We start from the raw sequence: 21281 nt of genomic DNA on the forward strand, positions 1-21281 counted from the left end.
GTTACTGAATCAGTAAACTACATTCTCAGCTAGTTTGGGAGGAATTCGCTAGAATTATTTGCATCCATTGCGAGTGGCTCACCCCACTCCGCCCCGGCCGGAGAAGCCATGACCGAACCCGCACCGCTCGCGCACACTCTTACCGGTTTTCCGGCCGCAGCTACGGCCTTCGTGAGTGCCCTCGACGCCAATCGACAGCGCATTGCCGAGGATGCCGGCGTGAGCGCCACCGAACTACGCGCGCTCTTCCGGGTGGCCAGGTCGGTGAGCATCATGCCCAAGGAACTGGCGGACTATCTGGGCCTGACCACCGGTGCGGTCACGGCCATCGCCCGCCGGCTGGTGGGGGCCGACCTGCTGCACCGGGTGGACCACCCCGGCGACCGCCGCAGTCTCTACCTGGAGCTGACCCCGCACGGGCACGACGTGATGGGCGGCATCCACCACGACTTCTCCGAGATGCTCGCCGCCTCCACCACCAGCCTGGATGCCGAACAACTTGCCGCGTTCACCGACGCACTGACCTCGGTCGCCGCCGAGGTGCGCACCAGGCTGGCCCGAGCCTGACCAGACGCGGTGCGAGCCGCCGGCATTCGTGGGGTCGGTCGGCTGCTCCATACTTGGATGCATGGGCATCCGCCCGCCACGATCCACGGAGATGAGACCGGTGTCAGACCCCAGCCTTCGCCTGCCCAATACGCAGTTCTGCGCCGTTCTCAACCTCGGCCTGCTGCCGCTGGAGGCCCCGCCGCTGCCCCCGCAGTTCGCCCAGCCCGTTCTGGACGCCCAGTGGATGGACGAGGGCGCCGCGATCTACATCGGTTTCGAGGGCGGCGAGCTGCACTTCGACGTCTCCCCCACCAACATTCAGCACCACTATCACGACCCCGACGGCACCGACAGCGACAACAGCCCATGGCCGGCCGCCGACACCGCGGGCCTGTTGGCCTGGGCCGTGCCGTTCGTCAAGCACGTCGCCGAGATCCTCGAAGAGCTCACCATGGATGCCGCGGAGGCCGCCGAATGGAGTGCCCTGGGCCTCACCGTCTACGCCACCAGCCCGGCCGAACCGGTGCAGCTGGAGGTTGTGGACCTCGAACTCGAGGGCGAACAGCTGATGCTGCCCTGGTTGGGCGCCGGCCACGTGGGCCACGACCACATCGACGGGCCGAACCACCCGATCGCGCTGCTCTGGAACCCGCAGCACGACGAGCCCAACGAACAGCTGGCCACCGCCTGGACCGATCCGGCCAGCGGCCAGCCCGCCGTGCTGGCCCGCCCCTTCGTGAACTGGGATGCCGTGGGCCTGCCCGAAGCCGAGGTGCTCGAATGGCTGGAGGGGCTCTACCTCAACCACCACCTGCTCGCCGACCCGGAAGAACTGATCCTCCGCGCGGGCCTCGAGCGCATCGCGGGCCTGCGCTAATTCCCACCCCGGGCGGATGCCGCTGCCGAGCGCTTTGTTCGGGATGGAGCGTTGATCGGGAGTTACGCTAGATCGTCCACGGAGCATTCCTGACCCAGAGAGGCATCTGCCCATGTCGAAACTGCGCACGGCCGGCCGGATCGCGCTCGGCGCGATCCTCGTACTGGCGGGCACGAGTCACCTCACCTTCGCGCGGGATGATTTTCGCGCCCAGGTGCCGGAGTTCGTGCCGCTGAAGGAAGACACGACGGTGCTGCTGTCGGGCATCGCGGAGATCTCGCTGGGCAGTGCGCTGTTGTTCGCGCCGAAGGGATTGCGCGGCACGGTCGGGTGGGTCGCCGGCACGTTCTTCACCGCAATCTTCCCGGGCAACATCGCGCAGGCGGTGCACCACCGGGATGCGTTCGGGTTGGATACCGACGAAAAGCGCATCGGGCGGTTGTTCGGGCAGCCGGTGCTGGTGGCATGGGCGCTGTGGAGCACGGGCGCGTTGGTGCGGGGCAAGAGCGGACGCTGATCGAGCTTTATACCCCGCTGATCGAGCTTGTCGAGATCCGGTGAGCCGACCTCGGCACGTAGGCATGTCACGGGGTCTCGACAAGCTCGACCAACGGACAGGGTGGGCGGGCCTCGACAAGGTCGACCAGCGGACGGGGGCTAGCGGCTTTTGGCGGCCTGGTGGGCGTGGCTCCAGGTGACCAGGGGGTGCAGCAGCGAGATCAGCTCGCGACCCGACGGCGTGAGCTGGTAGCTGATCGACACCGGAGTCGTGGGCTGCACGTCCCGCTCGATCAGGCCCTCCTCCTCGAGCTCTTTGAGCCGGGCGGCGAGCACCCGGTCGGAGATGCCCTCCACCAGGGTGCGGTACTCCGAGAACCGGCGAGCGCCGCGCGCCCCGGCCATCAGGATCGCGGCGCTCCACTTGCGGCCGGCCAGCTCCACCGAGCCCTGGAACCGTCGGCACTCTTCCTCGTCGATGTGGGCAAACTCGAGATCACTCATGACACCTCACTAACTATTTATTAGCAGCTTACCTCGTGGTGGCACATTTGTGTCGAAGTGTGCATAGTAGAGACTCGGCGGGCCGCACTCGGGCGCCGTCGGCATGACTGCAGAAGGGACCTCATGGTCAGAACGATCGGCATCCTCGGAGCGGGCCGCGTGGGCTCCGCCATCGCCCGCACCGCCCTCAAGGCGGGCTACGCCGTGCACATCTCCGGCTCCGGACCGGCCGCGGGCATCCAGCTGATCGTCGATATCGTCACGCCGGGCGCCGTGGCGATGGCGGCCGCAGAGGTGGCCGCATCCGCCGACCTGGTGATTCTGGCCGTGCCCCTGCACAAGTACCGCACCGTGGAACCGGCCACCCTGGCGGGCAAGATCGTGATCGACACCATGAACTACTGGCAGCCGATCGACGGTGACCAGCACGAATTCACCGCGGATGCCCGCAGCAGCAGCGAGGTCGTTGGCGACTTCTTCGTGGGCGCCCGACTGGTGAAGACGCTCAACCACATCGGCTACCACGACCTCGAAACCGATGCTCGGCCCGCGGGCGACCCCGGGCGGCACGGCCTGGCCCTCGCCGGCGACGCCGAGAGTGCCGCCGTGGTGGCCGAGGTGATCAACCGGTTCGGCTTCGACCCGGTCTACGCCGGGCCGCTCGAGGCCGGCGCCGACTTCGAGCCCGGCTCCCCCATCTTCGGCGGCCGGCACACCGCCGCCGAGCTGGTGACCGAGCTCGGGCTGGCCGAAGCCGCCTAACTGTTTCCCGTGCGGACATTTGCGGCCGGTGCGCCGGACGCACATGTCCGTTTCGGGAACAGTTCCGCCGCCGGTCGCACTCGCGACACCCTGGCTCCACCCACGCCACGGCTCCACACCCCGGCTCCACCCCACGCCACACCCCGCACGACCAGGAATGGACTCCCATGTACCACGGTCACCCGCTGCAGTTCGGCACCTTCATCACGCCGGCCAACACCAACCCGCAGACCCCGGTGCGGCTGGCCCAGCTGAGCGAAGAACTCGGTTACGACCTGGTCACCTTCCAGGACCACCCCTACCAGCCCGGCTTCCTCGACACCTGGACGCTGCTGAGCTGGGTGGCCGCCCGCACCGACCGCATCCAGGTGTCGGGCAATGTGCTCAACCTGCCGTTGCGCCCGCCCGCGGTGCTCGCGCGTGCCGCCGCGAGCCTCGACCTGCTCTCCGGCGGCCGGTTCCAGCTCGGCCTGGGCGCCGGCGGATTCTGGGATGCGATCGGTGCGATGGGCGGCCGCAAACTCACCGCCGGGCAGGGTGTCGACGCGCTCAGCGAGGCGATCGACGTCATCCGCGCCATCTGGGACGTCAGCGAACGCTCGCCACTGCGCCTCGACGGCGACTACTACTCGCTGCACGGTGCCAAGCGCGGCCCCGCTCCGGCGCACAACATCCCGATTCTGCTCGGCGCCTACAAACCGCGGATGCTGCGCCTCACCGGCCGCAAGGCTGACGGTTGGCTGCCGTCGCTGGCCTACATGGAGCCGGGCGACTTCCAGCGGGCCAGTGTCATCATCGACGACGCCGCCGTCGACGCCGGCCGCGACCCCCGGGAGATCCGCCGGGTGGTGAACATCGGCGGGCGCTTCACCGCGGCCGGCGGCGGGTTCCTCACCGGGCCGAGCGCGCAGTGGGTCGACGACCTGCTGCCCTACGTGCTCAACGACGGCGTGGGCACCTTCATCGTGGTGGGCGACGACCCCGGCACGCTCGAGCGGTTTGCCGCCGAGGTCATGCCGGCCCTGCGCGAGGCCGTGGAGCATGAACACCCGGCGCTCGACGGGGCGCCGGCCGTCACCCGCAACAGCATCACCCTGGCCAAACGACGCGCCGGCATCGACTACGACGCGGTGCCCGCGTCGCTGGTCGCCGCCGCGGTCGAGCCCGGCGATGCCGGCTACGCCCGGGTGCGTTCCACCTATATGCGCCGCGGTGCGCCCGGGCTGGTGCTCAAGGCGCACACGGTCGCCGAGGTGGAAGACGCCCTCGGCTTCGTGCGCGCCCACCCCGGCACGCCGTTCGGTGTGCGCAGCGGCGGGCACGGCATTTCGGGCCGGTCCACCAACGACGGCGGCATCATCCTCGACCTCTCGGCCATGAACCGCATCGAAGTGCTTGACGAGGCCACCCGGCGGGTGCGCATCGAACCGGGCGCCCGTTGGACCGACGTGGCCGACGCCCTCGCGCCCTTCGGCTGGGCGCTCAGCTCGGGCGACTACGGCGGAGTCGGCGTGGGTGGGCTGGCCACGGCCGGCGGCATCGGCTGGCTGAACCGCAAGCACGGCCTCACCATCGACCACGTGCGCGCGGTGGAGATGGTGCTCGCCGACGGCACGGTGGTGCGCGCCGACGCCACCGAGAACGCCGACCTGTTCTGGGCCGTGCGCGGGGCGGGCGGCAACTTCGGCATCGTCACCGCCTTCGAATTCGAGGTCGACGAGGTGGGCAGCATCGGCTTCGCCCAGCTCAGCTTCGACGCCACCGACACCGCCGGGTTCCTGCAGCGGTGGGGCGCTGCGGTGGAGGCCGCACCCCGGGATCTCACCAGCTTCGTGATCATCGGGCAATCCCGGCCCGGGCAGCCGCCCATCGCCCAGGTGATGGCGGCGGTCGACTCCGACGACCCCGACACGATCATCGCCCAGCTGCAGCCGCTCGCCGAGATCGCCCCGCTGGTGGCGCAGAACGTGAGCATCATGCCCTACGCGAGCGTGATGGCCAATGCGCAAGACGGCAGCCACGACGGACAGGGCGAACCGTTGGCCCGCTCCGGCCTGGTCGAGCACATCACGCCCGAGTTCGCGGCCGCGGCCGCGGAGTTCATCGGCAGCGGCTCCACCTACTTCTTCCAGATCCGCGCGGTCGGCGGCGCCGTGCACGACATCGACCCGGATGCGACGGCGTACGCCAACCGGTCGGCGAACTTCTCGGTGGTGGCGTTCGGCTCGGCCCGGCACCAGACCAGCGAAACCTGGGACGCCCTGCTGCGCCCGCACCTGAGCGGGCTGTACCTCAGCTTCGAGACCGAGCTGCACTCCGAGCGCATCACGGATGCGTTCCCGCCGCGCACCCTGGCTCGGTTGCGGGAGCTGAAGCGGCGCTACGACCCCGACAACCTGTTCCGCGACAACTTCAACATCCAGCCCGGGCACCCGCAGATCGAGCCCGGCGCCGCGTGACGCGCGGGTACGGCGCCGTTTCGCGGGTGGCGCGCCACCCGCGAAACGGCGTGTAACCCGCGAAACGGATGCCCGTCCTTACTCGGCGCGCGGGTCAGATGGACGCCCGCGGAACCGGGGGGCAGGCCACGAGCAGCGGACCCGCAGTGGGGGCACTGTCGATGCCGAGGAGCACCCGTACCCCCGCGGCACCCAGCTCGTAGTGCGGAAGGGCGACGGTGGACAACGGCGGGCGAAGGTGGGCGGCAATGACCTCTTGGTTGTCGAACCCGGCGATCGCGATGTCCCGCGGAATCGTGAGTCCGTGTTCTCGCAGGCCGTCGTAGAGCCCCATCGCAACCCGGTCGTTGTGGCAGAACACGCCCGCGACGTTCAACTGGAGCAACTGCGCGGTCACGGCGTACCCACCCTCCTGGTCGGGATGCGCCTCCAATACCAATGCCGGGTCGAACTCGATACCGGCTTCGACCAGGGCCCGGTGATAGCCCTCCAGCCGGCCGGTCTGGGCGGGAGACGACGACGTGGTGTTGATGAAGGCGATTCGACGATGCCCGGCATCCAGGAGGAGCTTGGTTGCCGTGTAGCCGCCCTGCACCTCGTCTGGCACCACAGCCGGGGCCACAGAGTTGGCTTCGAAACAGTCCACCAGCACAAAGTCGGTTTCCCGCAGGGCTTCTGGTGGCACCACTGCCCGGTGGAACCAGGTGGAGTAGAGAACACCACGCACCTTGTGCTCCAGCATCATCGCGATGGCCGCTTCTTCAGCGGCCGGGTCCCCCTCGGTGTTGGCCACCAGCAGCACGAAACCGTGTTTCCAGGCTTCGTCCTGGGCGCCGTGAATGATCTGGCCGGCGAAGGGGGTCGTGGCGATGGCGTCGGCGACCAGCCCGATGAACTTCGAGCTGCCGCTGGACAGCGTCTTCGCGAGCGCGTTCGGCCGGTAGCCCAGATCGCTCACGGCGTCGTGCACGCGTTGGCGCGCATCCGCCCCGATCCTTGCGCTCTTCTTGTCGTTGACCACGTTCGACACCGTCGCGACCGACACCCCGGCCGCCTCCGCGACATCGCGCATCGTCACCGGATGCCCGGAGTGACCGGACTCGGCCCCGTCGGCGGATCCAGCACGCTTTCGCTTCGTCGTCATGGTGCCCTCCTGCACGGACTCGTCATACGTCATCCCTTCGATCCCCCGCTCGAGAGGCCGTAGATCATGGCCTTGTTCAGTACCAGGAATGCGAGCAGCAGAGGGGTGATGCTCACACAGACGGCCGCGAATGTCGCGGTCCAGTCGACCTTGCCCATGGCGCCGATGTAATTCTGCAGCCCCAGCGGGATCGTCTTCAGGCCATCCGACAGCACGAACGTGTTGGCGAAGATGAAGTCGTTCCAAATGAAGATGCTGTTCACCATGACCACGGTCACGATCGTGTTGAGCGACAGTGGAAAAGTGATCTGGGCGAAGATCCGGTAGGGGCCCGCGCCATCAAGCGATGCAGCCTCATAAGTCTCTCGCGGGATGTACTCGTAGAACGACGAAAACAGGAAGATCGACATCGGCAGCGAGAAGCCGGCCAGCGGGATGATGATCGACTGGTAGGTGTCGAGCAGGTTCACGGCCGCGTAGTCGATGAAGAGTGGCACCAAGGCGATCTGCACCGGTACGACGATGCCGATGAGGAACAGCCCGCGCACGAACTTGCTGCCGCGGAAGCCCAACACCTGGAGCGCATACGCCGCCATCATGCCCAGGACGACGATGAGCACGATCGCGCCCGACGTGACGATGAAGCTGTTCAGGATGTTGAGGGCCAGGTTGCCGGTGGAGAACGCGCGGGAGTAGTTCTCCAGCGTGAATCCGGTAGGCAGACCGAACGGGTCGCCGTTGGCGAAGTCCTGCTCGGTGCGCACGCTGGTGAGGAAGAGCCAGGCCAGCGGGTACACCTGCACCACGACGATGAGCGCGACGACGATGCTGGTGAGGGTGCGGTGCACGTTCAGCCGGCGGTGCTGGCGCAGCGGGGGCTGCGGCGACAGGCGTGGGGCCGAACGCCGGGGCGCCATAGTGGTGGTCATGCGTCGGCCTTCCGTCGGAGGAGGAGAAGAATGAGGCCCACTGCCACGAGGCACTCGATGACCACGAAGACGGCGATGGTGCTCGCGTATCCGTAATCAGTGCTCGTGAAGGCCGTCTTGTACATGTAGGTGGTCAGCAGCTCGGAGGCCTGGCCCGGCCCGCCGTTGGTCAGCAGGTACGGGATGTCGAACCCGCGCAGCGCATAGGTCGTGGCGATGATGGTCGTGGTGATCCAGACCGGGCGGATGTGCGGAAACTTGATCCGCCAGAACGTCTGCCACCACGAGGCGCCGTCGAGCTTGGCCGCTTCCTCGAGTTCCTGCGGCACGGCCAGGAGCGCGGCGTAGATGATGAGCATGTAGAGCCCGGTGAACCGCCACCCCTCAGGCACTGACACGGCCGCGAGCACGGTGCCCACATCGGAGAGCCAGGCGGTCTGCAGGCCTCCCAGACCGATCAGTTCGAGCCCCCGGTTGAGCAGGCCCGCCGGCTCCAACGAGTAGATGCGCTGGAACAGGAACGCAATCGCGACCGTGGAGATGACCGCCGGCAGCAGGTAGAGCGTCTTCACGAGCTCCCGGCCGCGGCGCAGCATGGTCAGCAGGCTCGCCACGAGCAGTGCGCCGCCCAACTGCAGGATCAGGCAGATCACGAGGTAACCGAGCGTGTTGAGGAATGCCGTCCAGAAGACCGTGTCGCCGGTGAGCATGTAGATGTAGTTGCCCAGGCCCACGAACTGCATGTCCGTGACACCGTCCCACTGGAAGAAGCTGAGGAACAGGGACTGCAGGATGGGGAGCAGCACGGCCACCGCGTAGAGCAGCAGCGGCGGCACGAGGAAGATCAAGACCGAGAGTCGTGACCGGTTGGGGAGCATCAGTGCGCCTTCCCGTGGGGGCCCTCGGGCCCCCACGTGCGGATGTGTGAAAAGAAGCGGGTTATTTGAACGCGGCGGGGCCGTTTTGGGCGATGACGCCATCCATCGTCGAGATGAATTCGTCTGGCGTGACCTCGCCCTGCACGAGCAGCGTCAGCTCCTGCTGCAGCCGGGTGTTCGAGGTGGGGTCAAGCTGGGTGTCCCACGGCATGGCGGTGGTCTCGCCGACGTCGTTCGCCTGCTGCACGGCCCGCTCATAGAGGGGGGTGGCGTTGGCGGGGATGGTGGTTTCGACGTTCGTGGTGGGTGAGAGGGCACCGGTGGCCGCGTAGACCTCGGGGTATCGCTTCAGGGCGAAGGCGAGGAAGTCGCGCACCAGCGGGTCGAAGGTCTTGGTGTTGACCGCCATTCCGATGCCGGACGGTGAGACGTACTCGTTGGCCGCCGTGGCCGAGCCGGATGTGACGGGCAGGGTGAAGTAGTCGACGTCGTCGCGCACACCGGCATCAAGGGCGTCGGTGGCGAGGCTGCCGAGTTCCCAGGTGCCGATGTTGTACACCGCGGCCTTACCCGAGGTGAACAGGTTCTGCGCATCCGAGTAGCCGGTCGACGAGAAGCCCTCCTGGAAGCAGCCGGACGAACCGAGCTGGCTCATCCAGTCGACGGCCGCCGCCCCGTCGGCGTCGCTGAGCTTCGCGTCGCCCTTCTTGAGGTCCTGCACGAAGCTGGGACCTGCCGTGCGGAACGGGTGGTAAGCCATGTACCGCTCCAGGGGCCACTGATCCTGACCGTCCAGGGCGATCGGGGTGATGCCCGCCTCGCGGAGCTGCGTGCACATCGCCGGGATGTCATCGAGCGTCGCCGGGATCTGCACTCCGGCCTGCTCGAACAGGGCCTTGTTGTACCAGAAGAATTCGAGCTGGAACTCGAACGGCACCATGTAGAGCGACCCGTCGTCGAAGCGCTGGTAGTTCAGCGCGGCCGGGCGGTAGTCGTCGTACAGGTCCAGGCTCTTAAGCAGCGCCTCGGCATCCATCATCCGACCCTGCTTGGCGAGTTTCTGCGCATAGGGGGTGGCGTCGGTGTCGAAGAGTTCGGGCAGCTTGTTCGCCGCCGCGAGGGTCTGGTACTTCTGGATGTACGAGGGGCGGTCGGGCGTGGTGATCAGGTTGAGCGCGAAACCGGGGTGATCCGTCGCGTACTCCTTGGCGATCTGTTCCATGGCGGTGATGACACCACCGTCGGCCGGCCGGGAGAGCAGCCAGGAGATCTCGCGGGGCGTGATCTCGCCGGCCGGGTCGACGTTGGTGGAGTCGGCGTTGCCGACGGCCCCTCCGCTACCGCCACACGCCGTGAGCCCCAGGGCCAGAGCGGTGGCGGCAGCGGCGACGGCGAGCCGTGATCGGGTTGTTTTCATTGTTTCCATCTCCGTTGATCGAATGTGAATTATGGGGTTGTTCAGGTGAGTGCGTGCTGCCGGTCGGGCAGGGTCTGGGTGGTTTCCGTGGTGGTGCCCACGGTGCTCAAGCGCAGGTCGCCCACGACGAGGCTGCCCTCTCCGACGAAGACGCCCACCCGGCCGACCGGGCGGTCGTAGATGCGGGTGCTGAGCGTGGTGCGGCCGTCGAGGTTGGCGACGCAGAGGTCGCCGTCCACAATCACCTCGAGCGTGTGTTCGCCGGGCGAGAGGTCGCAGGGGCGTTCGAGCTCGATCACATAGGGCGAATCGCCGGAGATCTCCCACTGGCCGTCTCCCGTGCGTCGGCGCGGCCAGCGGTCGAACACCATCCGCCCCCGTTTGGGTTCGAGGCGGAGGATGTAGGCGGAGTCTCCGTCGTCGCTCGCCCGCAGGAGTACCCCGCATTCGGTCGTGCCGGCCGCGATGTCGAGGGTCACGGAGAGGCGAAACCGGCGCGGGGTCTCGGTGTCGGAGAGCCGCACGGAGTAGCCGTCCGGCGCATCGAGCCGCAACGCAGCGTCGGCGTTCGCGGTGTCGGTGAATCCGAGCGGCACGTCGTCGGTGAAGCTCGCCAGGGTCTCGGGTGCGAAGGCGAAGGCGAGCGTGCCGTCGTCGTTCTGGGTCGCCTCGAGAACGGACATCGTTCCGGCCCACTGCCAGGCTCCGTCATCGCGGTCGCCTTCCCGGCTGGCGATCCAACCGAAGAAGAACCGGCGACCGTGCAGCTCGGCGGTCTTGGCCGCGTAGAAGGCGCGTCCGTCGATGCTGTCGTGTTCGGGTACCAGCCAGGGGCCGGCGAGGCTTCGGGCCATGCGGTACCGGGTGGTGAAGTTCTCCGAGAACTCGGAGTAGACGAGGTACCACCAGTCACCCCAGCGGAAGACGTCGGGGCACTCGTGGGCCACGTAGCGGCGCGGATCCCAGAAGGGTTCGGCGGGCTCCCAGTGCACGAGGTCGGTGGAGACGCACTGGGCGATGGTTCCCCGGCGGCGCTGGGGCCCGTCGGTGTGGCGGGCGGCGATGAGCATCCGCCACAGACCGGCCTCGTCGTCGCGGAAGACGAAGGGGTCGCGCCAGTCGCCGGTCTCGTATCCGGCCGACGCCCCGAAGGTGTGCTCGGGGAACCGCTGCCAGCTCGCCAGACCATCGGTGCTGGTGGCGTGCATGACGAGCTGGAGCGGCAGGCCGTCCTGACCCAGGATCGTGGGATTCTGGCCCGTGTAGAACAGGTGGTGCGTTCCAGCGCCGTCGTCGACGATGCTGCCGGTGTAGACGTTGAAGTCCGCGGCCGTGGGCGATCCGTGCTCGAACGCCAAGCCCTGGTCTTCGAAGTCCACAAGATTCGAGGTCGTGACGAGGTGCCACGGAGTGCCGGGCTTGGGCGAGCTGCGCTCCTCGTGCAGATAGAAGAGCTGGAACTCATCGTTCGCTACGAAGGGGATGATGTCTCCCACCCACGCGTGTGGTGGCTGGAAGAATACGTGCTGTGGCATCGGCGCTGATCCTTTGGTTAATCGCTTAATCAGAACCATAAGTGGTTAACAAATGAAAGATCAAGCGGTTAATCAAAATTGGATCGAACTGTCTCTTTCTGATGCAGCGTGGGTGCACCAACCCGCCCGGGGCTGCGGGGATCATCACCCGAAGGGGACGAGGCGGAGGCACCGATTCGGGGGGATCGTCTCAACCGGGCGAGCCACACCTCGCGGGTCGCCGGGAGGAGACGCGCGATGACTGCCAGCGAACTACCGAGCTGGAACGCTGGGCCAGCGAAACGGGCCGTACTGGATTTCGTGGCCACGGCGACCACGCCAGGGGCCGGCTTCATCGACGTCGCCGACCGCATCGCCGCGTTCGACAACGACGGCACGCTTTGGTCGGAGCAGCCGCTGCCGCCGCAGTTCGACTTCGTCTTTCGGCGCTGGGGCAAGGAGGTAGCGGCCGACCCGTTGCTGGCGAGCATCCAGCCCTACAAAGCCCTGGCAGAGAAGGACATGTCGTTTTTCGCCCGGGTCGCGGCGCAAGATCCGGAGACGATCACGCCGCTGCTGGAGGCCTTCGGCCGGTCGTGGGCGGGCACGACGCCGCAGGACTTCGACGCCGAGGTGCGGGTCTGGCTGGAGACGGTGAAGCAGCCGAAATTCGACGTGCCATACATCGACCTGGTTTACCGGCCCATGCTGGAACTGATCGAATATTTGAAGGCCAATGACTTTCGGGTGTTCGTCTGCTCCGGCGGCGGCCGCGACTTCATGCGCACCTTCGCCGAGGAGACCTGGGGCATCTATAAGGAGAATGTGATCGGTTCCGCGGCCGACTACCGGTACGTCGACGGCCAGATCGTGCGCACCGAGAGTGGCCTCGGCGGTCTCGACATCGGCCCCGGCAAACCGGAACACATCTTCGCGCAAACCGGCCGGCTGCCGGTGTTCGCCGGCGGCAATGCGGATGTCGATATCGAGATGCTCGAATCGGCCCGGTTCGCGCTCCTGCTCAACCATGACGACGGCCAGCGCGAGTTCGCCTATTCAACCGGCGCCGAACGCGCCGTGGCCCGGGCGGCCGCGCTCGACTGGACCGTCGTGAGTATGCGGAACGACTGGAACACGGTCTTCGGTACGGTCGAGCGGGTGCGCTGACGCGCCCTCGCCGGTCACCGGGCGGCGACACCCTCGTGCGGCGACGGATGCCCGGCCAGATACCGCATGCCGCACCCCGCGAGCAGGGCGCCGAGACCGCCCCAGACCAGGTCGCCGATCGTGTCGGTGTAACCCACGAAGATGCCCTCGTCGATGAAGGTATGCCCGATCCACTCGAAGATCTCCCACAGCACCCCCAGGGTCAGCCCGACCGCCGTCGTCACGACCACGGTCGACAGCACCGGCCGTGGCAACGTCGCCGCGTCGGCCACGACCGCCAGCCGCACCAGCAGAATATAGGCCACGGCCGCGCACAGTCCGTTGGCGAGGAAGTGCACCGGCAGGTCCCACCAGCGGGTGCTGACGTAGATGTCCAGCACGCTGCTCCACACCGCGACCAGCACCACCACACCGAAGGCGATGTCGACACTCGGCCGCACGCCGAGCAGCCGCGGCACGACCATGCCGCCGGCCACGAGGGCGAGGCTCCAGCCCGCCACCGCGCCCCAGCCGATCGACGCGATCACGATGCCGAGCAGGGCCAGCACCCGCAGCGCATCGGCGGCCAACTCCGCCGGCCCCGCAGGCGCCCGCACGAGTGTGTGCATCATGGCAGCACCCTAGCCGGGTTGCTCCCCGCCCGAGTGGCTGCGCAGCACCGCCTGCACGGGTTCGTGATCGGAGGCGGCCCGGCCGGTGAACCGCACCGCGTTGATTCCGGTTGAGACCACATCCGTTGCGGCGCCGACCAGAATCAGATCGATGCGTTTGCCGCCCGGCCGGCGGCGCCGGTAGTTGGAGAAGGTGCCCCACTGCGGCGTCAGCTGTACGGCAGCGGCGTCCCAGGTGTCGCGCAGCGTGCCGCCGGCCGTGAGCCGGCGATATGCGGCCGAGCCCACCCCGGTGTTGAAATCACCGGTGACCACCGTGAGCGCGGTGGGGTCGGCGGCCGTCACGGCCTGCACCAGAGTGAGGATGTACGCCGCCGACTCCAGCCGTGACCGGCGGGAAAGATGGTCGAAGTGGGTGTTGAACGCCACCAACCGGCCGCCGGTGGCGCGGTCGGTGAACTCCGCCGACACCACCACCCGGCGCACCACATTGCCCCAGGACCGCGACCCCGGAACATCCGGGGTCGACGACAGTGCGCGCTGCCGCCAGTCGGTGAGGTGCAGCCGCCGCGTGTCGTAGTAGATCGGGCAGCGCTCGCCCTCGCCGCCGGGATTGCGGCCGTAGCCCACCGAGCGGTAGTGCGGCCCGAGGCCGCTCGCCACCACCTCGGCCTGATCGGCGAGGGCCTCCTGCACGCCCAGCAGGGTGGGCTGTTCGGCCGCGAGAATGCGGCGCACCAGCGGCCGGCGGGTCTCCCACCGGTCGGGGCTGTCGGGACGCAGATGCAGAAACCGGCGGCGGATGTTGAAGGTCATCACGTGCAGGTCGGGTTCAGTCACCGGGCCGATCAGCGGCACATCCGTCATGCGCTCAGCGTACGCGGGCGCCCCGGTTGAACCGGCCAACATGGGCTCGGCGGGTCTCGACCAGCTCTCGCTGGTTGAGTTTGTCGAAACCCGGTGCGACGATCCGTCAGGCGTGGGAGACCTCGGTAATGGTGGCCCGGAAGAACTCGCCCTCGGCCCACCGGTCAGTGCCCCACCACCAGCCCGCGCTCACCGCGGCGGGGATGATGACCCCGTTGAAAGCGGCCTCGCTGTGCATCGTGCACCCGAACGGGTACCGGCCGAATGGCTCGCCGCCCGGATTGCCCCAGCGGGACACCAACACCGACCGTACCTCTCCGGCCGGCCCGATCTGCAGCTCGACGCTCTCTTCCTGGCCATCGAGCAGCCAGGTGCCCACCACGTGATCGGCCGACCGGCCCGGGGCCCAGGTTGCGGCCCGGAAGCCGGCGGGGGCGAGCACGATCTCGCTCACCAGCCGGCCGGCCGCGCTGCGGCTCACGTCGGCACCCACGGCGGTGACTACCGGGATCAGGCCGAGCATCCGCCACTGCATTTCGCCGGTGCCGGAGCTGAACCGGTCGAAGCCGCGCACGGGCAGCGCGCCCAGCCAGGCCGTGGCAGCCCAGATGTAGCCGGCGCTGGGTGCGACGACCTGGTGCGCGGTGAACCGGCGCCAGGAACCGAGCTTGATCTGACCGTGCATGGTGACCCGCGCCGAGTTCCAGAGCGGCGTGCCGGCGGGGATGGCGTGGGTGAGCCAGCGCCTGGCGGGCTCGGGCAGCGCCGCCACCAGTTCAGCGCTGAAGACCTCGGTCGGGGCGGGGCGGGTGGCAAGCGTGCGCCAGGCCGCGCGCACCCGTCGCGCTTCTCTCGGCACCCGAACCGGGTCGGTCTTTTCGGCTCTCGCCGTGCAGAAGCCGAACAACACGATACCGAGCAGGGCTACGTCCACACCCAGTCCCGCGCCGGTGGCGGCGGCCATGGGCAGCAGTACGGCCGCCGAGACCAACGCCGCCAGAGCGCCCACGGGCCGCCACATCACCGAGGGGCGCAGCAACAGCACGGCGGCGACCAGGAAGAGCACGGTCACGAGCAGCCAGACCGCGCCGACCACGAACCCCCAGCCGGTACCCGCCGCGGGACGGGCATCCGCGAATCGCAGTTCGGCGGTCTCGCCGAGCCGCCAGAACAGCGCAACCCCCATCAGGTGGATCGAGCCATGGCCGATCACGACCACAGCGCCAAGCACGGCCATGGTGTGATCGATGCGGCGCCGCCGAATGCGCGAGGCTCGCGCGGAGATCGCCCCGCCGGCGGCATCGAGGGTCGCGCTCATGGTTCCGCCGGCGCATCCTGAGTGCGGAACGGATGCCGCGGATCGCCCTGGACCGGCGCCACGCCGTAGCGCGCGAGCACGAGTTGCACCGCCAACCTCGGCGCCTCGGGGTCGGCGGGCGCACCGGTGATCAGCACCCGCAGATAGAGCGGGCCGGCGAGGGCGTCGAGCACGAATTCAACGTCGGTGTCGGCGATCAGCTCGCCGGATGCGATGCCTCGCTCCACGGCCTCCCGCCAGAGCTGTCGAGTGGGCTCGATGATCAAAGTGCGGTAACTGGCGGCCAGCTGCGGGTCGGTGGCCATCTCGGCGACCAGGCCGGGCAGCACCCGGCCAAGCGGAGTGCGGGTGAGCGTGACCGACAGCCGGGTGGCGTAGTCGAGCAGCTGCCCGGCGACGCTGCCGATGCGCACGCCGGTCTGCCCGGGCATCTGGGTGCTCATCGCCTCGACCACAAGCTGAGACTTCTGCGCCCAGCGCCGGTATACCGTGGGCTTGCCCACCCCGGCACGGCGGGCCACCTCGGCGATGGTGAAAGCCGGGTAGCCGACGTCGCCGAGCAGCTCGAGGGTCGCGGCGAGAATGGCGGCGTCCACGTCGGGATGCCGCGGACGGCCGCGCTCCTGACCATGTCCATCGGGCCTTCGTGTAGCCACTCTGTCGGTTGACATCTCAGATCTCCAATACGTTACGCCTAGGAACGTTATAGCAGAGATGGCAGCGCATTCGGGCACATTGATGAGGGTACGGGCGACGAATTGCCCAAGTGGGGGCACAATGTGTGCTCTGAACTCATCGCTTTCAGGAGGAGATGACAATGCCCAGCAAGGACCTGAACGACACCGATCAAACCCGCAAAGACACCAGCTACAGTCCGGCCAGCGAAGCCGAAACCGCGGCCAAGCAGGCCGGTGACGCGCCGGCGGCGATCGAGCCGGAGGCCGAGGAGAAGGTCAAGGTGGCGCCGGGAACCGGCGGCCCGGACGACTCCGGTGAGGTCGCCGTGAACGACGAAGACATCAACCTGCCGCCGTTCGGTGAGAACGTCGAGCCACCAGACTGAACGGTGATCCCGACCACGCCGCCGAAGACCGCGAGGTGACCATGATGACAACGGCATTTGTGGCTCTGCTCCGCGGAATCAACGTGGGCGGCAAGAACCTGATCGCCATGCCGGATCTCGTCGCCTGCTTCCACGACGGCGGCTACCCTGACGCCCGTTCCGTCGTGCAGAGCGGCAACGTGCTGTTCAACGCAGCAGCCCCATCGCAGCCGGAGTTGGAAGGCGCCCTCGAGCGGATGCTGGAAGCTCGATTCGGTCTTCCGCTCGTGGTCGTGGTGCGCTCCCGCGATGAGCTGGCCGCCACCATCGCCGCGGCACCGGCCGACCATGGCTCGGCCGAGCTGCGCAGCGAGGTGTTCTTCCTCAAGCATCCGCTCACCGTCGACGAGGCGTGGGCGCAACTCCCGGAACTGCGGGAGGGGGTGGACGCGGTGGCGCCGGGGCCCGACGCGATCTACTTCTCACGGGTGGCGGCGCGGGCCACGAAGACCCGGATCACCAGGTTCATGAGCCTGCCGGTGTTCCAACGGGTGACGGTGCGCAGCTGGCGCACCGTCACCCGGTTGCTCGAGGCCCTCGACGCCGGCTGATCAACCCCGCAGCGGTGCGGCGAAGAACTCCCGCTCGTGCCCGGCCGACGCCCGGAAGGCCCGCGCCATCCGGTCGCGAGTCGGTTCGTCCGCCGCGGCGGCGACCGTGGTGACGATCTTGATCGCCCGATCGGTCGCGGCGGCAAACGCCTCATCCGCGTAGGTGTCCAGCCAGCTACGGTATGGATGCGCGTCGTGCGAGAGCGGATGCAGCCGGGTGCCGACGTCCTGATACATCCAGAAGCACGGCAGCAGCGCGGCGATGAGCACCGGGTAGTCACCGCCGGCCCCGGCGGCGACCAGGTGGTTGAGGTAGGCCGTGGTGGTGCCGCTCGGGAGCACCCCGGCCAGGACTCCGTCGGCGATCCAGCTCGTGTGCAGCTCGAGTTCGGTGTCGATCGCGCCCTGCGCACTCGCCGCCCAGAAGGTCTGTTCCGCGGCGGAGGGGGCAAGCCGGCTGGCCAGGGCCAGCATGCGGGAGTACTCACTGAGGTAGAGCGCATCCTGGGCGAGGTACCAGACGAAGGCCTCCCGCGGCAGCGAGCCGTCGCCTAAGCCGCGCACGAACGGCAGGTCGTCGGTCGCGGTGCGGATGTCGCGGATCTCCTCCCACCACCGCTCGGCCACCCGGGCTGGAGTGGGCCGGGTGCTGACGCCGCCCCGCTGCCACAGGCCGGCGAAGTGGTGGATCGGGCCGTGGCCCGATCCGACTGCGAGGTCGTCGGCGTGGGTGATGCTCTCGGTCAGCCACAGTTTGGCCTCGGCGATCGCGTCGGCCCAGTCCGCAAGGCTCGGCGCGCCCGTGGACGTGCGGGCGGCCACCCGGGTGGCCACGGCGGAGGAGAAGGAGCAGCCGGTGCCGTGCGTGTTCGGGGTGTCGATGCGCATCCCGGGGAATTCCCGCACGGTGTACGCGTCGACCAGGGCGTCGGGCACCAGGCTGCCGGCCAGATGCCCGCCCTTGGCCAGCACGAGCACGCCGTGCTCCCCGGCGACCTGCTGCGCCTGACGCAGCACCTCGGCCCAGGTCGTCGCGACCGGGGCGCCGGCGAGGATGGCGAGCTCCGGCACGTTGGGCGTGACCAGGTGCACCTGCTGGAGCAGCTCGCGCAGCGCCTGCTCGGCATCCTGGGTTAGCAGCCGGTCACCGCTGGTGGCGACCATCACCGGGTCGAGCACGACGATCGGCGGGTTCACCTGGGTGAGCCAGTCGCGCACCGTCCGGGTGACGTGCACGTCGGCGAGCATGCCGATCTTCACCGCGTCGATCCGCACGTCGTCGCTCACGGCGTGCAGTTGTTCGGCCAGGAACGCCACCGGTGGCACGTGCACCGACCGCACCCCGTGGGTGTTCTGCGCGACGAGCGCGGTCACCACGGCCATGCCGTAGCCGCCGGTCGCGGCGATGCTTTTGAGGTCGGCCTGGATGCCCGCGCCGCCGGTCGGGTCGGTGCCGGCGATGCTCAGCACCCGGGCGATGCCGGTGGCTGCGACGCTCATGCGCCCACTCCCCAGGCCGCGCGCAGCTCGCGGGCGGCGTGCTCCGGGTCTGGTGCCGCGCAGATCGCCGACACCACGGCCGCGCCAGCCGCGCCGCACCTCCGCAACGCGGCCAGGTCGGCCACGCCGACCCCGCCGATCGCCACCGCCGGCAGCGCGCTCAGCCCGACCAGCCGGGCGAATTCGGCCAGGCCCAGGGCCGGTGGGGCGTCGCGTTTGGTGCGGGTGGCGTGCAGGGCGCCGATGCCGACGTAGTCCACCCGGGCGGGGTCGGCGGCGGCGATCCGCAGTTGTTCGACGGTGGAGGCGCTAAGCCCGAGCACGGCATCCTCGCCGATGAGTTCGCGCACCGCACCGACGGGCAGGTCGGACTGGCCCACGTGCACGCCGGTCACCCGGCGGCCGGCCGCGCTGGCGGCGAGGAACACGTCGACCCGGTCGTTCACGATCAGCGCGACCGTCTCGGGCAGCTCGTCAGCTAGGCGCAGCACGGTGTCGAGGAAGTGGCGCCCGGCTGCGTCCTTCTCCCGCACCTGCACGGCGCTCACTCCCCCAGCGACCGCGCGGCGCACCACATCGACAAGGCTGTGCCCGGCCGCGGTGGCCTGCGCCGAGTCGGTCACGAGATACAGCGACAGGTCCAGGCTCATCGGAGCACCGCCAACCGAGCCACATCGTCGGCGGTGACGCCGGCCAACGCGTCCAGGAAAGCGACGGCGAAGCTGCCCGGGCCGGTGGCGTTCTCCGCGGCGATCTCGGCCGCGATCGTGTAGACCGTGGCGGCGGCCACGGTGGTGGCGAAGCTGTCGCCGTCGACCGCGGCGAAGGCGGCCATCACCGCGCCGAGGGCGCAGCCACCGCCGGTGACCCGGGTGAGCAGCGGATGCCCGTTGGCGATCCGCACCAGCTCGCGACCGTCGGTGAGGAGGTCGACCGGGCCGGAGACGGCGATCACGCCGCCGGTCTTCCCGGCGAGCGCCGACGCCGCCTCGAGCGCGGCATCCACCTGGTCGGCAGAATCGACACCCCGGCCGCCGGATCCGCCGCCCGCGAGGGCGATGATCTCCGACGCGTTGCCGCGAACCACGCTGGGCCGCAGGTCACGGAGAGCGAAGGCGAGCGGGGTGCGCACCGGCAGGAACCCGATCGCGACGGGGTCGAGCACCCACGGGGTGGCCGCGTCGTTCGCGGCGACGACCGCCTCGAGCATGGCGTCCCGTTGCTCGGCCGTCGGGGTGCCGAGGTTGACGAGCAGGCCGGAGGCGACCCGGCCGAACGGACCGGCCTCCCCCGGAATGTCGACCATCGCGGGGGCCGCCCCGAGCGCGAGGAGCACGTTCGCGGTGAAGTTCACCACGACGCTATTGGTGATGCACTGCACCAGGGGCGACTGGGATCGCACCTCGTCGAGCGCTGAACAGGTGAATGAAATCAGGTCTTTTGGCGTGCGCATTGAGCGCGACATCCCTTCGCTAGTACTAACTAGATCAGGTTCAACGGGTGTTATCTCAGCTCCCAGTTGGGAGCACCCCGTGTCACATGGCTTTGTTGCAGCGTAGTGCAGCCGGGTCAGTCGTAGTCCTCGATCCGCCATTCGTCGTGCCAGTCGATGAGCACGTTTTCGCCGTCGAAGCGGATGGGCAGCCAGACGTAGTCGGCGATGGAGGTGTCGGGGTCGGGCAAGGTCACGGCGCCCCACTGGCTCTGATCCGTGCCGGGGGCGAAGACTTTTTCGAACAGGGCGGGGATGTCGGGCAGGTCAGCCGGCGGGTTCACGACCCAGCGGTCGCCGAGGGCGATGTACAGGTCTTTCTTGAGCGGATGCTTGAAGATCGACGACAGTTGTGATCGGTACGAAGTGCGAGTGTGGTCACCGGGGTGCGGGTCACCGATCACGGTCCAGGGGCCGTGGTAGCTGTCGGCGACGGCAGCCTCTGACTGGTTCGGGAAGTACCCGGTGGTGCCGGAGGTGATCAGGTAATGGCGGCGGTCGCGGAGGAAGTACGCCGGTGCCTCGCGCACGAATGGGGGCTGCTTGAGGGGGAAATGGGTGGAGTAGTTGCCGGTGACATCCGTGTAGTCGTCGGTGAGGTCGGCGCAGATCAGCTCGCTGTGCACGCGCTCGAAGTAGTAGTAGGCCTTGCCGTCCGACGGGTCGACGACGAGGTCGAAGTCGCCGGCGTTCATGCCGAGGGGCCGGAGGCCCGTGCGCACGAGCTCGTACGGGCCGAGGATGTCGTCGGCCGTGAAGACGCTCGACATCTGGTCGTTGTTGCGTTGCATCACCTTGACCCAGCACACGTATTTGCGGGTGCGGGCGTTATAGATGATGTGCGGACGGTCGGCGAGCTGCGCCGGGTGCATGGGGTTCTCTGGGTCGTCGAGCACGGGTGGGATGATCAGCCCCTTGTCTTCCCAGTTGTACAGGTCGGTCGACGCGTAGCAGCGCACGCCCCAGTGCCAGATGCCGTTACCGGGAGCAGTGCGCTCCTTGTTCTCGCCGTACCAGTAGAAGACACCGTCGACGAAGAGGATAGATCCGCCGTGGGCCTGGATCCGCTCACCTGTCGTGTCGAGCCAGGGCTGGCCGGGGAGGATGGACTGCTGCATTGCTGTTCCTTTCACGGATGAACG

Annotated in this window: 22 protein-coding genes and 1 riboswitch; of the genes, 8 read left to right on the forward strand and 14 right to left on the reverse strand. The window is 68.5% G+C overall.

Going from position 1 to position 21281, the window contains the following annotated elements:
* The first annotated feature begins 108 nt into the window (after nucleotides 1-108).
* From CTB96_RS04030 to CTB96_RS04040, 3 genes are all read left to right on the forward strand, one after another.
* Nucleotides 109-567 carry a MarR family winged helix-turn-helix transcriptional regulator gene (locus tag CTB96_RS04030; RefSeq protein WP_110125601.1) on the forward strand — a complete coding sequence of 153 codons (459 nt, stop codon included), beginning with the start codon at nucleotides 109-111 and terminating at the stop codon, nucleotides 565-567.
* A gap of 100 nt (nucleotides 568-667) precedes the next feature.
* A complete protein-coding gene (locus tag CTB96_RS04035; protein WP_146215749.1) occupies nucleotides 668-1426 on the forward strand; it encodes a hypothetical protein in 759 nt (252 codons plus the stop codon).
* Nucleotides 1427-1538: 112 nt separating this feature from the next.
* Nucleotides 1539-1943 carry a DoxX family protein gene (locus tag CTB96_RS04040; RefSeq protein WP_110125603.1) on the forward strand — a complete coding sequence of 135 codons (405 nt, stop codon included), beginning with the start codon at nucleotides 1539-1541 and terminating at the stop codon, nucleotides 1941-1943.
* 140 nt (nucleotides 1944-2083) lie between these two features.
* Here the strand turns inward: CTB96_RS04040 and CTB96_RS04045 are convergent, their stop codons facing one another.
* Nucleotides 2084-2428, reverse strand: coding sequence for a winged helix-turn-helix transcriptional regulator (locus CTB96_RS04045; protein ID WP_110125604.1), 345 nt, complete (start codon nucleotides 2426-2428; stop codon nucleotides 2084-2086).
* A gap of 57 nt (nucleotides 2429-2485) precedes the next feature.
* Between CTB96_RS04045 and CTB96_RS04050 the strand changes: the two genes are divergently transcribed.
* A complete protein-coding gene (locus CTB96_RS04050) occupies nucleotides 2486-3190 on the forward strand; it encodes an NADPH-dependent F420 reductase (RefSeq protein ID WP_282433103.1) in 705 nt (234 codons plus the stop codon).
* Nucleotides 3191-3357: 167 nt separating this feature from the next.
* Nucleotides 3358-5649 carry an LLM class flavin-dependent oxidoreductase gene (locus tag CTB96_RS04055; RefSeq protein ID WP_110125606.1) on the forward strand — a complete coding sequence of 764 codons (2292 nt, stop codon included), beginning with the start codon at nucleotides 3358-3360 and terminating at the stop codon, nucleotides 5647-5649.
* A 94-nt stretch (nucleotides 5650-5743) separates the two neighbouring features.
* Here CTB96_RS04055 and CTB96_RS04060 read toward each other — a convergent pair whose 3' ends face one another.
* The 5 genes from CTB96_RS04060 to CTB96_RS04080 all read right to left on the reverse strand — a co-directional run bounded on the left by CTB96_RS04060 (nucleotide 5744) and on the right by CTB96_RS04080 (nucleotide 11552).
* Complete coding sequence (locus tag CTB96_RS04060; protein ID WP_110125930.1) at nucleotides 5744-6793, reverse strand: LacI family DNA-binding transcriptional regulator; 1050 nt, start codon at nucleotides 6791-6793, stop codon at nucleotides 5744-5746.
* Between the two features lie 29 nt (nucleotides 6794-6822).
* Nucleotides 6823-7722: a carbohydrate ABC transporter permease gene (locus CTB96_RS04065; RefSeq protein WP_110125607.1), complete on the reverse strand. Its 900-nt coding sequence runs from the start codon at nucleotides 7720-7722 to the stop codon at nucleotides 6823-6825.
* The gene (locus CTB96_RS04070) at nucleotides 7719-8600 is read right to left on the reverse strand and encodes a carbohydrate ABC transporter permease (RefSeq protein WP_110125608.1); all 882 of its coding nucleotides are present in this window, start codon (nucleotides 8598-8600) and stop codon (nucleotides 7719-7721) included. Before CTB96_RS04070 ends, CTB96_RS04065 begins: the two co-directional genes overlap by 4 nt.
* Nucleotides 8601-8661: 61 nt before the next feature.
* Nucleotides 8662-10017 (reverse strand): ABC transporter substrate-binding protein, encoded by a 1356-nt coding sequence (locus tag CTB96_RS04075; protein WP_110125609.1) that lies wholly within the window; start codon nucleotides 10015-10017, stop codon nucleotides 8662-8664.
* Between the two features lie 41 nt (nucleotides 10018-10058).
* Nucleotides 10059-11552 (reverse strand): glycoside hydrolase family 32 protein, encoded by a 1494-nt coding sequence (locus CTB96_RS04080; RefSeq protein ID WP_110125610.1) that lies wholly within the window; start codon nucleotides 11550-11552, stop codon nucleotides 10059-10061.
* Between the two features lie 237 nt (nucleotides 11553-11789).
* Here CTB96_RS04080 and CTB96_RS04085 point away from each other — a divergent pair, with 237 nt between their 5' ends.
* On the forward strand, nucleotides 11790-12698 hold the full coding sequence (locus CTB96_RS04085; protein WP_110125611.1) for an HAD family hydrolase: 909 nt from the start codon (nucleotides 11790-11792) through the stop codon (nucleotides 12696-12698).
* A gap of 14 nt (nucleotides 12699-12712) precedes the next feature.
* Here the strand turns inward: CTB96_RS04085 and CTB96_RS04090 are convergent, their stop codons facing one another.
* From CTB96_RS04090 to CTB96_RS04105, 4 genes are all read right to left on the reverse strand, one after another.
* Entirely contained in the window at nucleotides 12713-13309 is a 597-nt protein-coding gene (locus CTB96_RS04090; protein ID WP_110125612.1) for a DUF2238 domain-containing protein, read from the reverse strand.
* A gap of 9 nt (nucleotides 13310-13318) precedes the next feature.
* On the reverse strand, nucleotides 13319-14176 hold the full coding sequence (locus tag CTB96_RS04095) for an endonuclease/exonuclease/phosphatase family protein (RefSeq protein WP_110125613.1): 858 nt from the start codon (nucleotides 14174-14176) through the stop codon (nucleotides 13319-13321).
* Nucleotides 14177-14282: 106 nt separating this feature from the next.
* A complete protein-coding gene (locus CTB96_RS04100) occupies nucleotides 14283-15494 on the reverse strand; it encodes a DUF6544 family protein (protein WP_110125614.1) in 1212 nt (403 codons plus the stop codon).
* Nucleotides 15491-16165, reverse strand: coding sequence for a TetR/AcrR family transcriptional regulator (locus CTB96_RS04105; protein ID WP_110125615.1), 675 nt, complete (start codon nucleotides 16163-16165; stop codon nucleotides 15491-15493). Before CTB96_RS04105 ends, CTB96_RS04100 begins: the two co-directional genes overlap by 4 nt.
* A gap of 146 nt (nucleotides 16166-16311) precedes the next feature.
* On the opposite strand from CTB96_RS04105, the gene CTB96_RS04110 reads away from it, so the two are divergent.
* Together CTB96_RS04110 and CTB96_RS04115 are read left to right on the forward strand one after the other, a co-directional pair.
* Nucleotides 16312-16557, forward strand: a complete 246-nt coding sequence (locus tag CTB96_RS04110; RefSeq protein ID WP_248283200.1) for a hypothetical protein — start codon at nucleotides 16312-16314, stop codon at nucleotides 16555-16557.
* A gap of 44 nt (nucleotides 16558-16601) precedes the next feature.
* Nucleotides 16602-17147, forward strand: coding sequence for a DUF1697 domain-containing protein (locus CTB96_RS04115; RefSeq protein WP_110125931.1), 546 nt, complete (start codon nucleotides 16602-16604; stop codon nucleotides 17145-17147).
* Here CTB96_RS04115 and CTB96_RS04120 read toward each other — a convergent pair whose 3' ends face one another.
* The 4 genes from CTB96_RS04120 to CTB96_RS04135 all read right to left on the reverse strand — a co-directional run bounded on the left by CTB96_RS04120 (nucleotide 17148) and on the right by CTB96_RS04135 (nucleotide 21257).
* A complete protein-coding gene (locus tag CTB96_RS04120; RefSeq protein ID WP_110125616.1) occupies nucleotides 17148-18647 on the reverse strand; it encodes a bifunctional hydroxymethylpyrimidine kinase/phosphomethylpyrimidine kinase in 1500 nt (499 codons plus the stop codon).
* Complete coding sequence (thiE, locus tag CTB96_RS04125; protein ID WP_110125617.1) at nucleotides 18644-19297, reverse strand: thiamine phosphate synthase; 654 nt, start codon at nucleotides 19295-19297, stop codon at nucleotides 18644-18646. Before thiE ends, CTB96_RS04120 begins: the two co-directional genes overlap by 4 nt.
* Entirely contained in the window at nucleotides 19294-20100 is an 807-nt protein-coding gene (thiM, locus tag CTB96_RS04130) for a hydroxyethylthiazole kinase (protein ID WP_110125618.1), read from the reverse strand. The genes thiE and thiM overlap by 4 nt, the downstream gene beginning before the upstream one ends.
* A riboswitch (TPP riboswitch) is annotated at nucleotides 20095-20190 on the reverse strand. It overlaps the preceding gene by 6 nt.
* A gap of 26 nt (nucleotides 20191-20216) precedes the next feature.
* Complete coding sequence (locus tag CTB96_RS04135) at nucleotides 20217-21257, reverse strand: family 43 glycosylhydrolase (protein WP_110125619.1); 1041 nt, start codon at nucleotides 21255-21257, stop codon at nucleotides 20217-20219.
* Nucleotides 21258-21281 lie beyond the last annotated feature (24 nt).

Source organism: Cryobacterium arcticum (genome assembly GCF_003185895.1).
In the GTDB taxonomy this organism is placed as follows: domain Bacteria; phylum Actinomycetota; class Actinomycetes; order Actinomycetales; family Microbacteriaceae; genus Cryobacterium; species Cryobacterium arcticum.

Excerpts from the sequence above, each read along its gene's own strand:
- CTB96_RS04030 (WP_110125601.1), top strand. The coding sequence starts at position 109 with ATGACCGAACCCGCACCGCTCGCGCACACTCTTACCGGTTTTCCGGCC.
- CTB96_RS04040 (WP_110125603.1), top strand. The coding sequence starts at position 1,539 with ATGTCGAAACTGCGCACGGCCGGCCGGATCGCGCTCGGCGCGATCCTC.
- CTB96_RS04045 (WP_110125604.1), bottom strand. The coding sequence starts at position 2,428 with ATGAGTGATCTCGAGTTTGCCCACATCGACGAGGAAGAGTGCCGACGG.
- CTB96_RS04055 (WP_110125606.1), top strand. The coding sequence starts at position 3,358 with ATGTACCACGGTCACCCGCTGCAGTTCGGCACCTTCATCACGCCGGCC.
- CTB96_RS04060 (WP_110125930.1), bottom strand. The coding sequence starts at position 6,793 with ATGACGACGAAGCGAAAGCGTGCTGGATCCGCCGACGGGGCCGAGTCC.
- CTB96_RS04065 (WP_110125607.1), bottom strand. The coding sequence starts at position 7,722 with ATGACCACCACTATGGCGCCCCGGCGTTCGGCCCCACGCCTGTCGCCG.
- CTB96_RS04070 (WP_110125608.1), bottom strand. The coding sequence starts at position 8,600 with ATGCTCCCCAACCGGTCACGACTCTCGGTCTTGATCTTCCTCGTGCCG.
- CTB96_RS04075 (WP_110125609.1), bottom strand. The coding sequence starts at position 10,017 with ATGAAAACAACCCGATCACGGCTCGCCGTCGCCGCTGCCGCCACCGCT.
- CTB96_RS04080 (WP_110125610.1), bottom strand. The coding sequence starts at position 11,552 with ATGCCACAGCACGTATTCTTCCAGCCACCACACGCGTGGGTGGGAGAC.
- CTB96_RS04085 (WP_110125611.1), top strand. The coding sequence starts at position 11,790 with ATGACTGCCAGCGAACTACCGAGCTGGAACGCTGGGCCAGCGAAACGG.
- CTB96_RS04090 (WP_110125612.1), bottom strand. The coding sequence starts at position 13,309 with ATGATGCACACACTCGTGCGGGCGCCTGCGGGGCCGGCGGAGTTGGCC.
- CTB96_RS04095 (WP_110125613.1), bottom strand. The coding sequence starts at position 14,176 with ATGACGGATGTGCCGCTGATCGGCCCGGTGACTGAACCCGACCTGCAC.
- CTB96_RS04100 (WP_110125614.1), bottom strand. The coding sequence starts at position 15,494 with ATGAGCGCGACCCTCGATGCCGCCGGCGGGGCGATCTCCGCGCGAGCC.
- CTB96_RS04105 (WP_110125615.1), bottom strand. The coding sequence starts at position 16,165 with ATGTCAACCGACAGAGTGGCTACACGAAGGCCCGATGGACATGGTCAG.
- CTB96_RS04110 (WP_248283200.1), top strand. The coding sequence starts at position 16,312 with ATGCCCAGCAAGGACCTGAACGACACCGATCAAACCCGCAAAGACACC.
- CTB96_RS04115 (WP_110125931.1), top strand. The coding sequence starts at position 16,602 with ATGACAACGGCATTTGTGGCTCTGCTCCGCGGAATCAACGTGGGCGGC.
- CTB96_RS04120 (WP_110125616.1), bottom strand. The coding sequence starts at position 18,647 with ATGAGCGTCGCAGCCACCGGCATCGCCCGGGTGCTGAGCATCGCCGGC.
- thiE (WP_110125617.1), bottom strand. The coding sequence starts at position 19,297 with ATGAGCCTGGACCTGTCGCTGTATCTCGTGACCGACTCGGCGCAGGCC.
- thiM (WP_110125618.1), bottom strand. The coding sequence starts at position 20,100 with ATGCGCACGCCAAAAGACCTGATTTCATTCACCTGTTCAGCGCTCGAC.
- CTB96_RS04135 (WP_110125619.1), bottom strand. The coding sequence starts at position 21,257 with ATGCAGCAGTCCATCCTCCCCGGCCAGCCCTGGCTCGACACGACAGGT.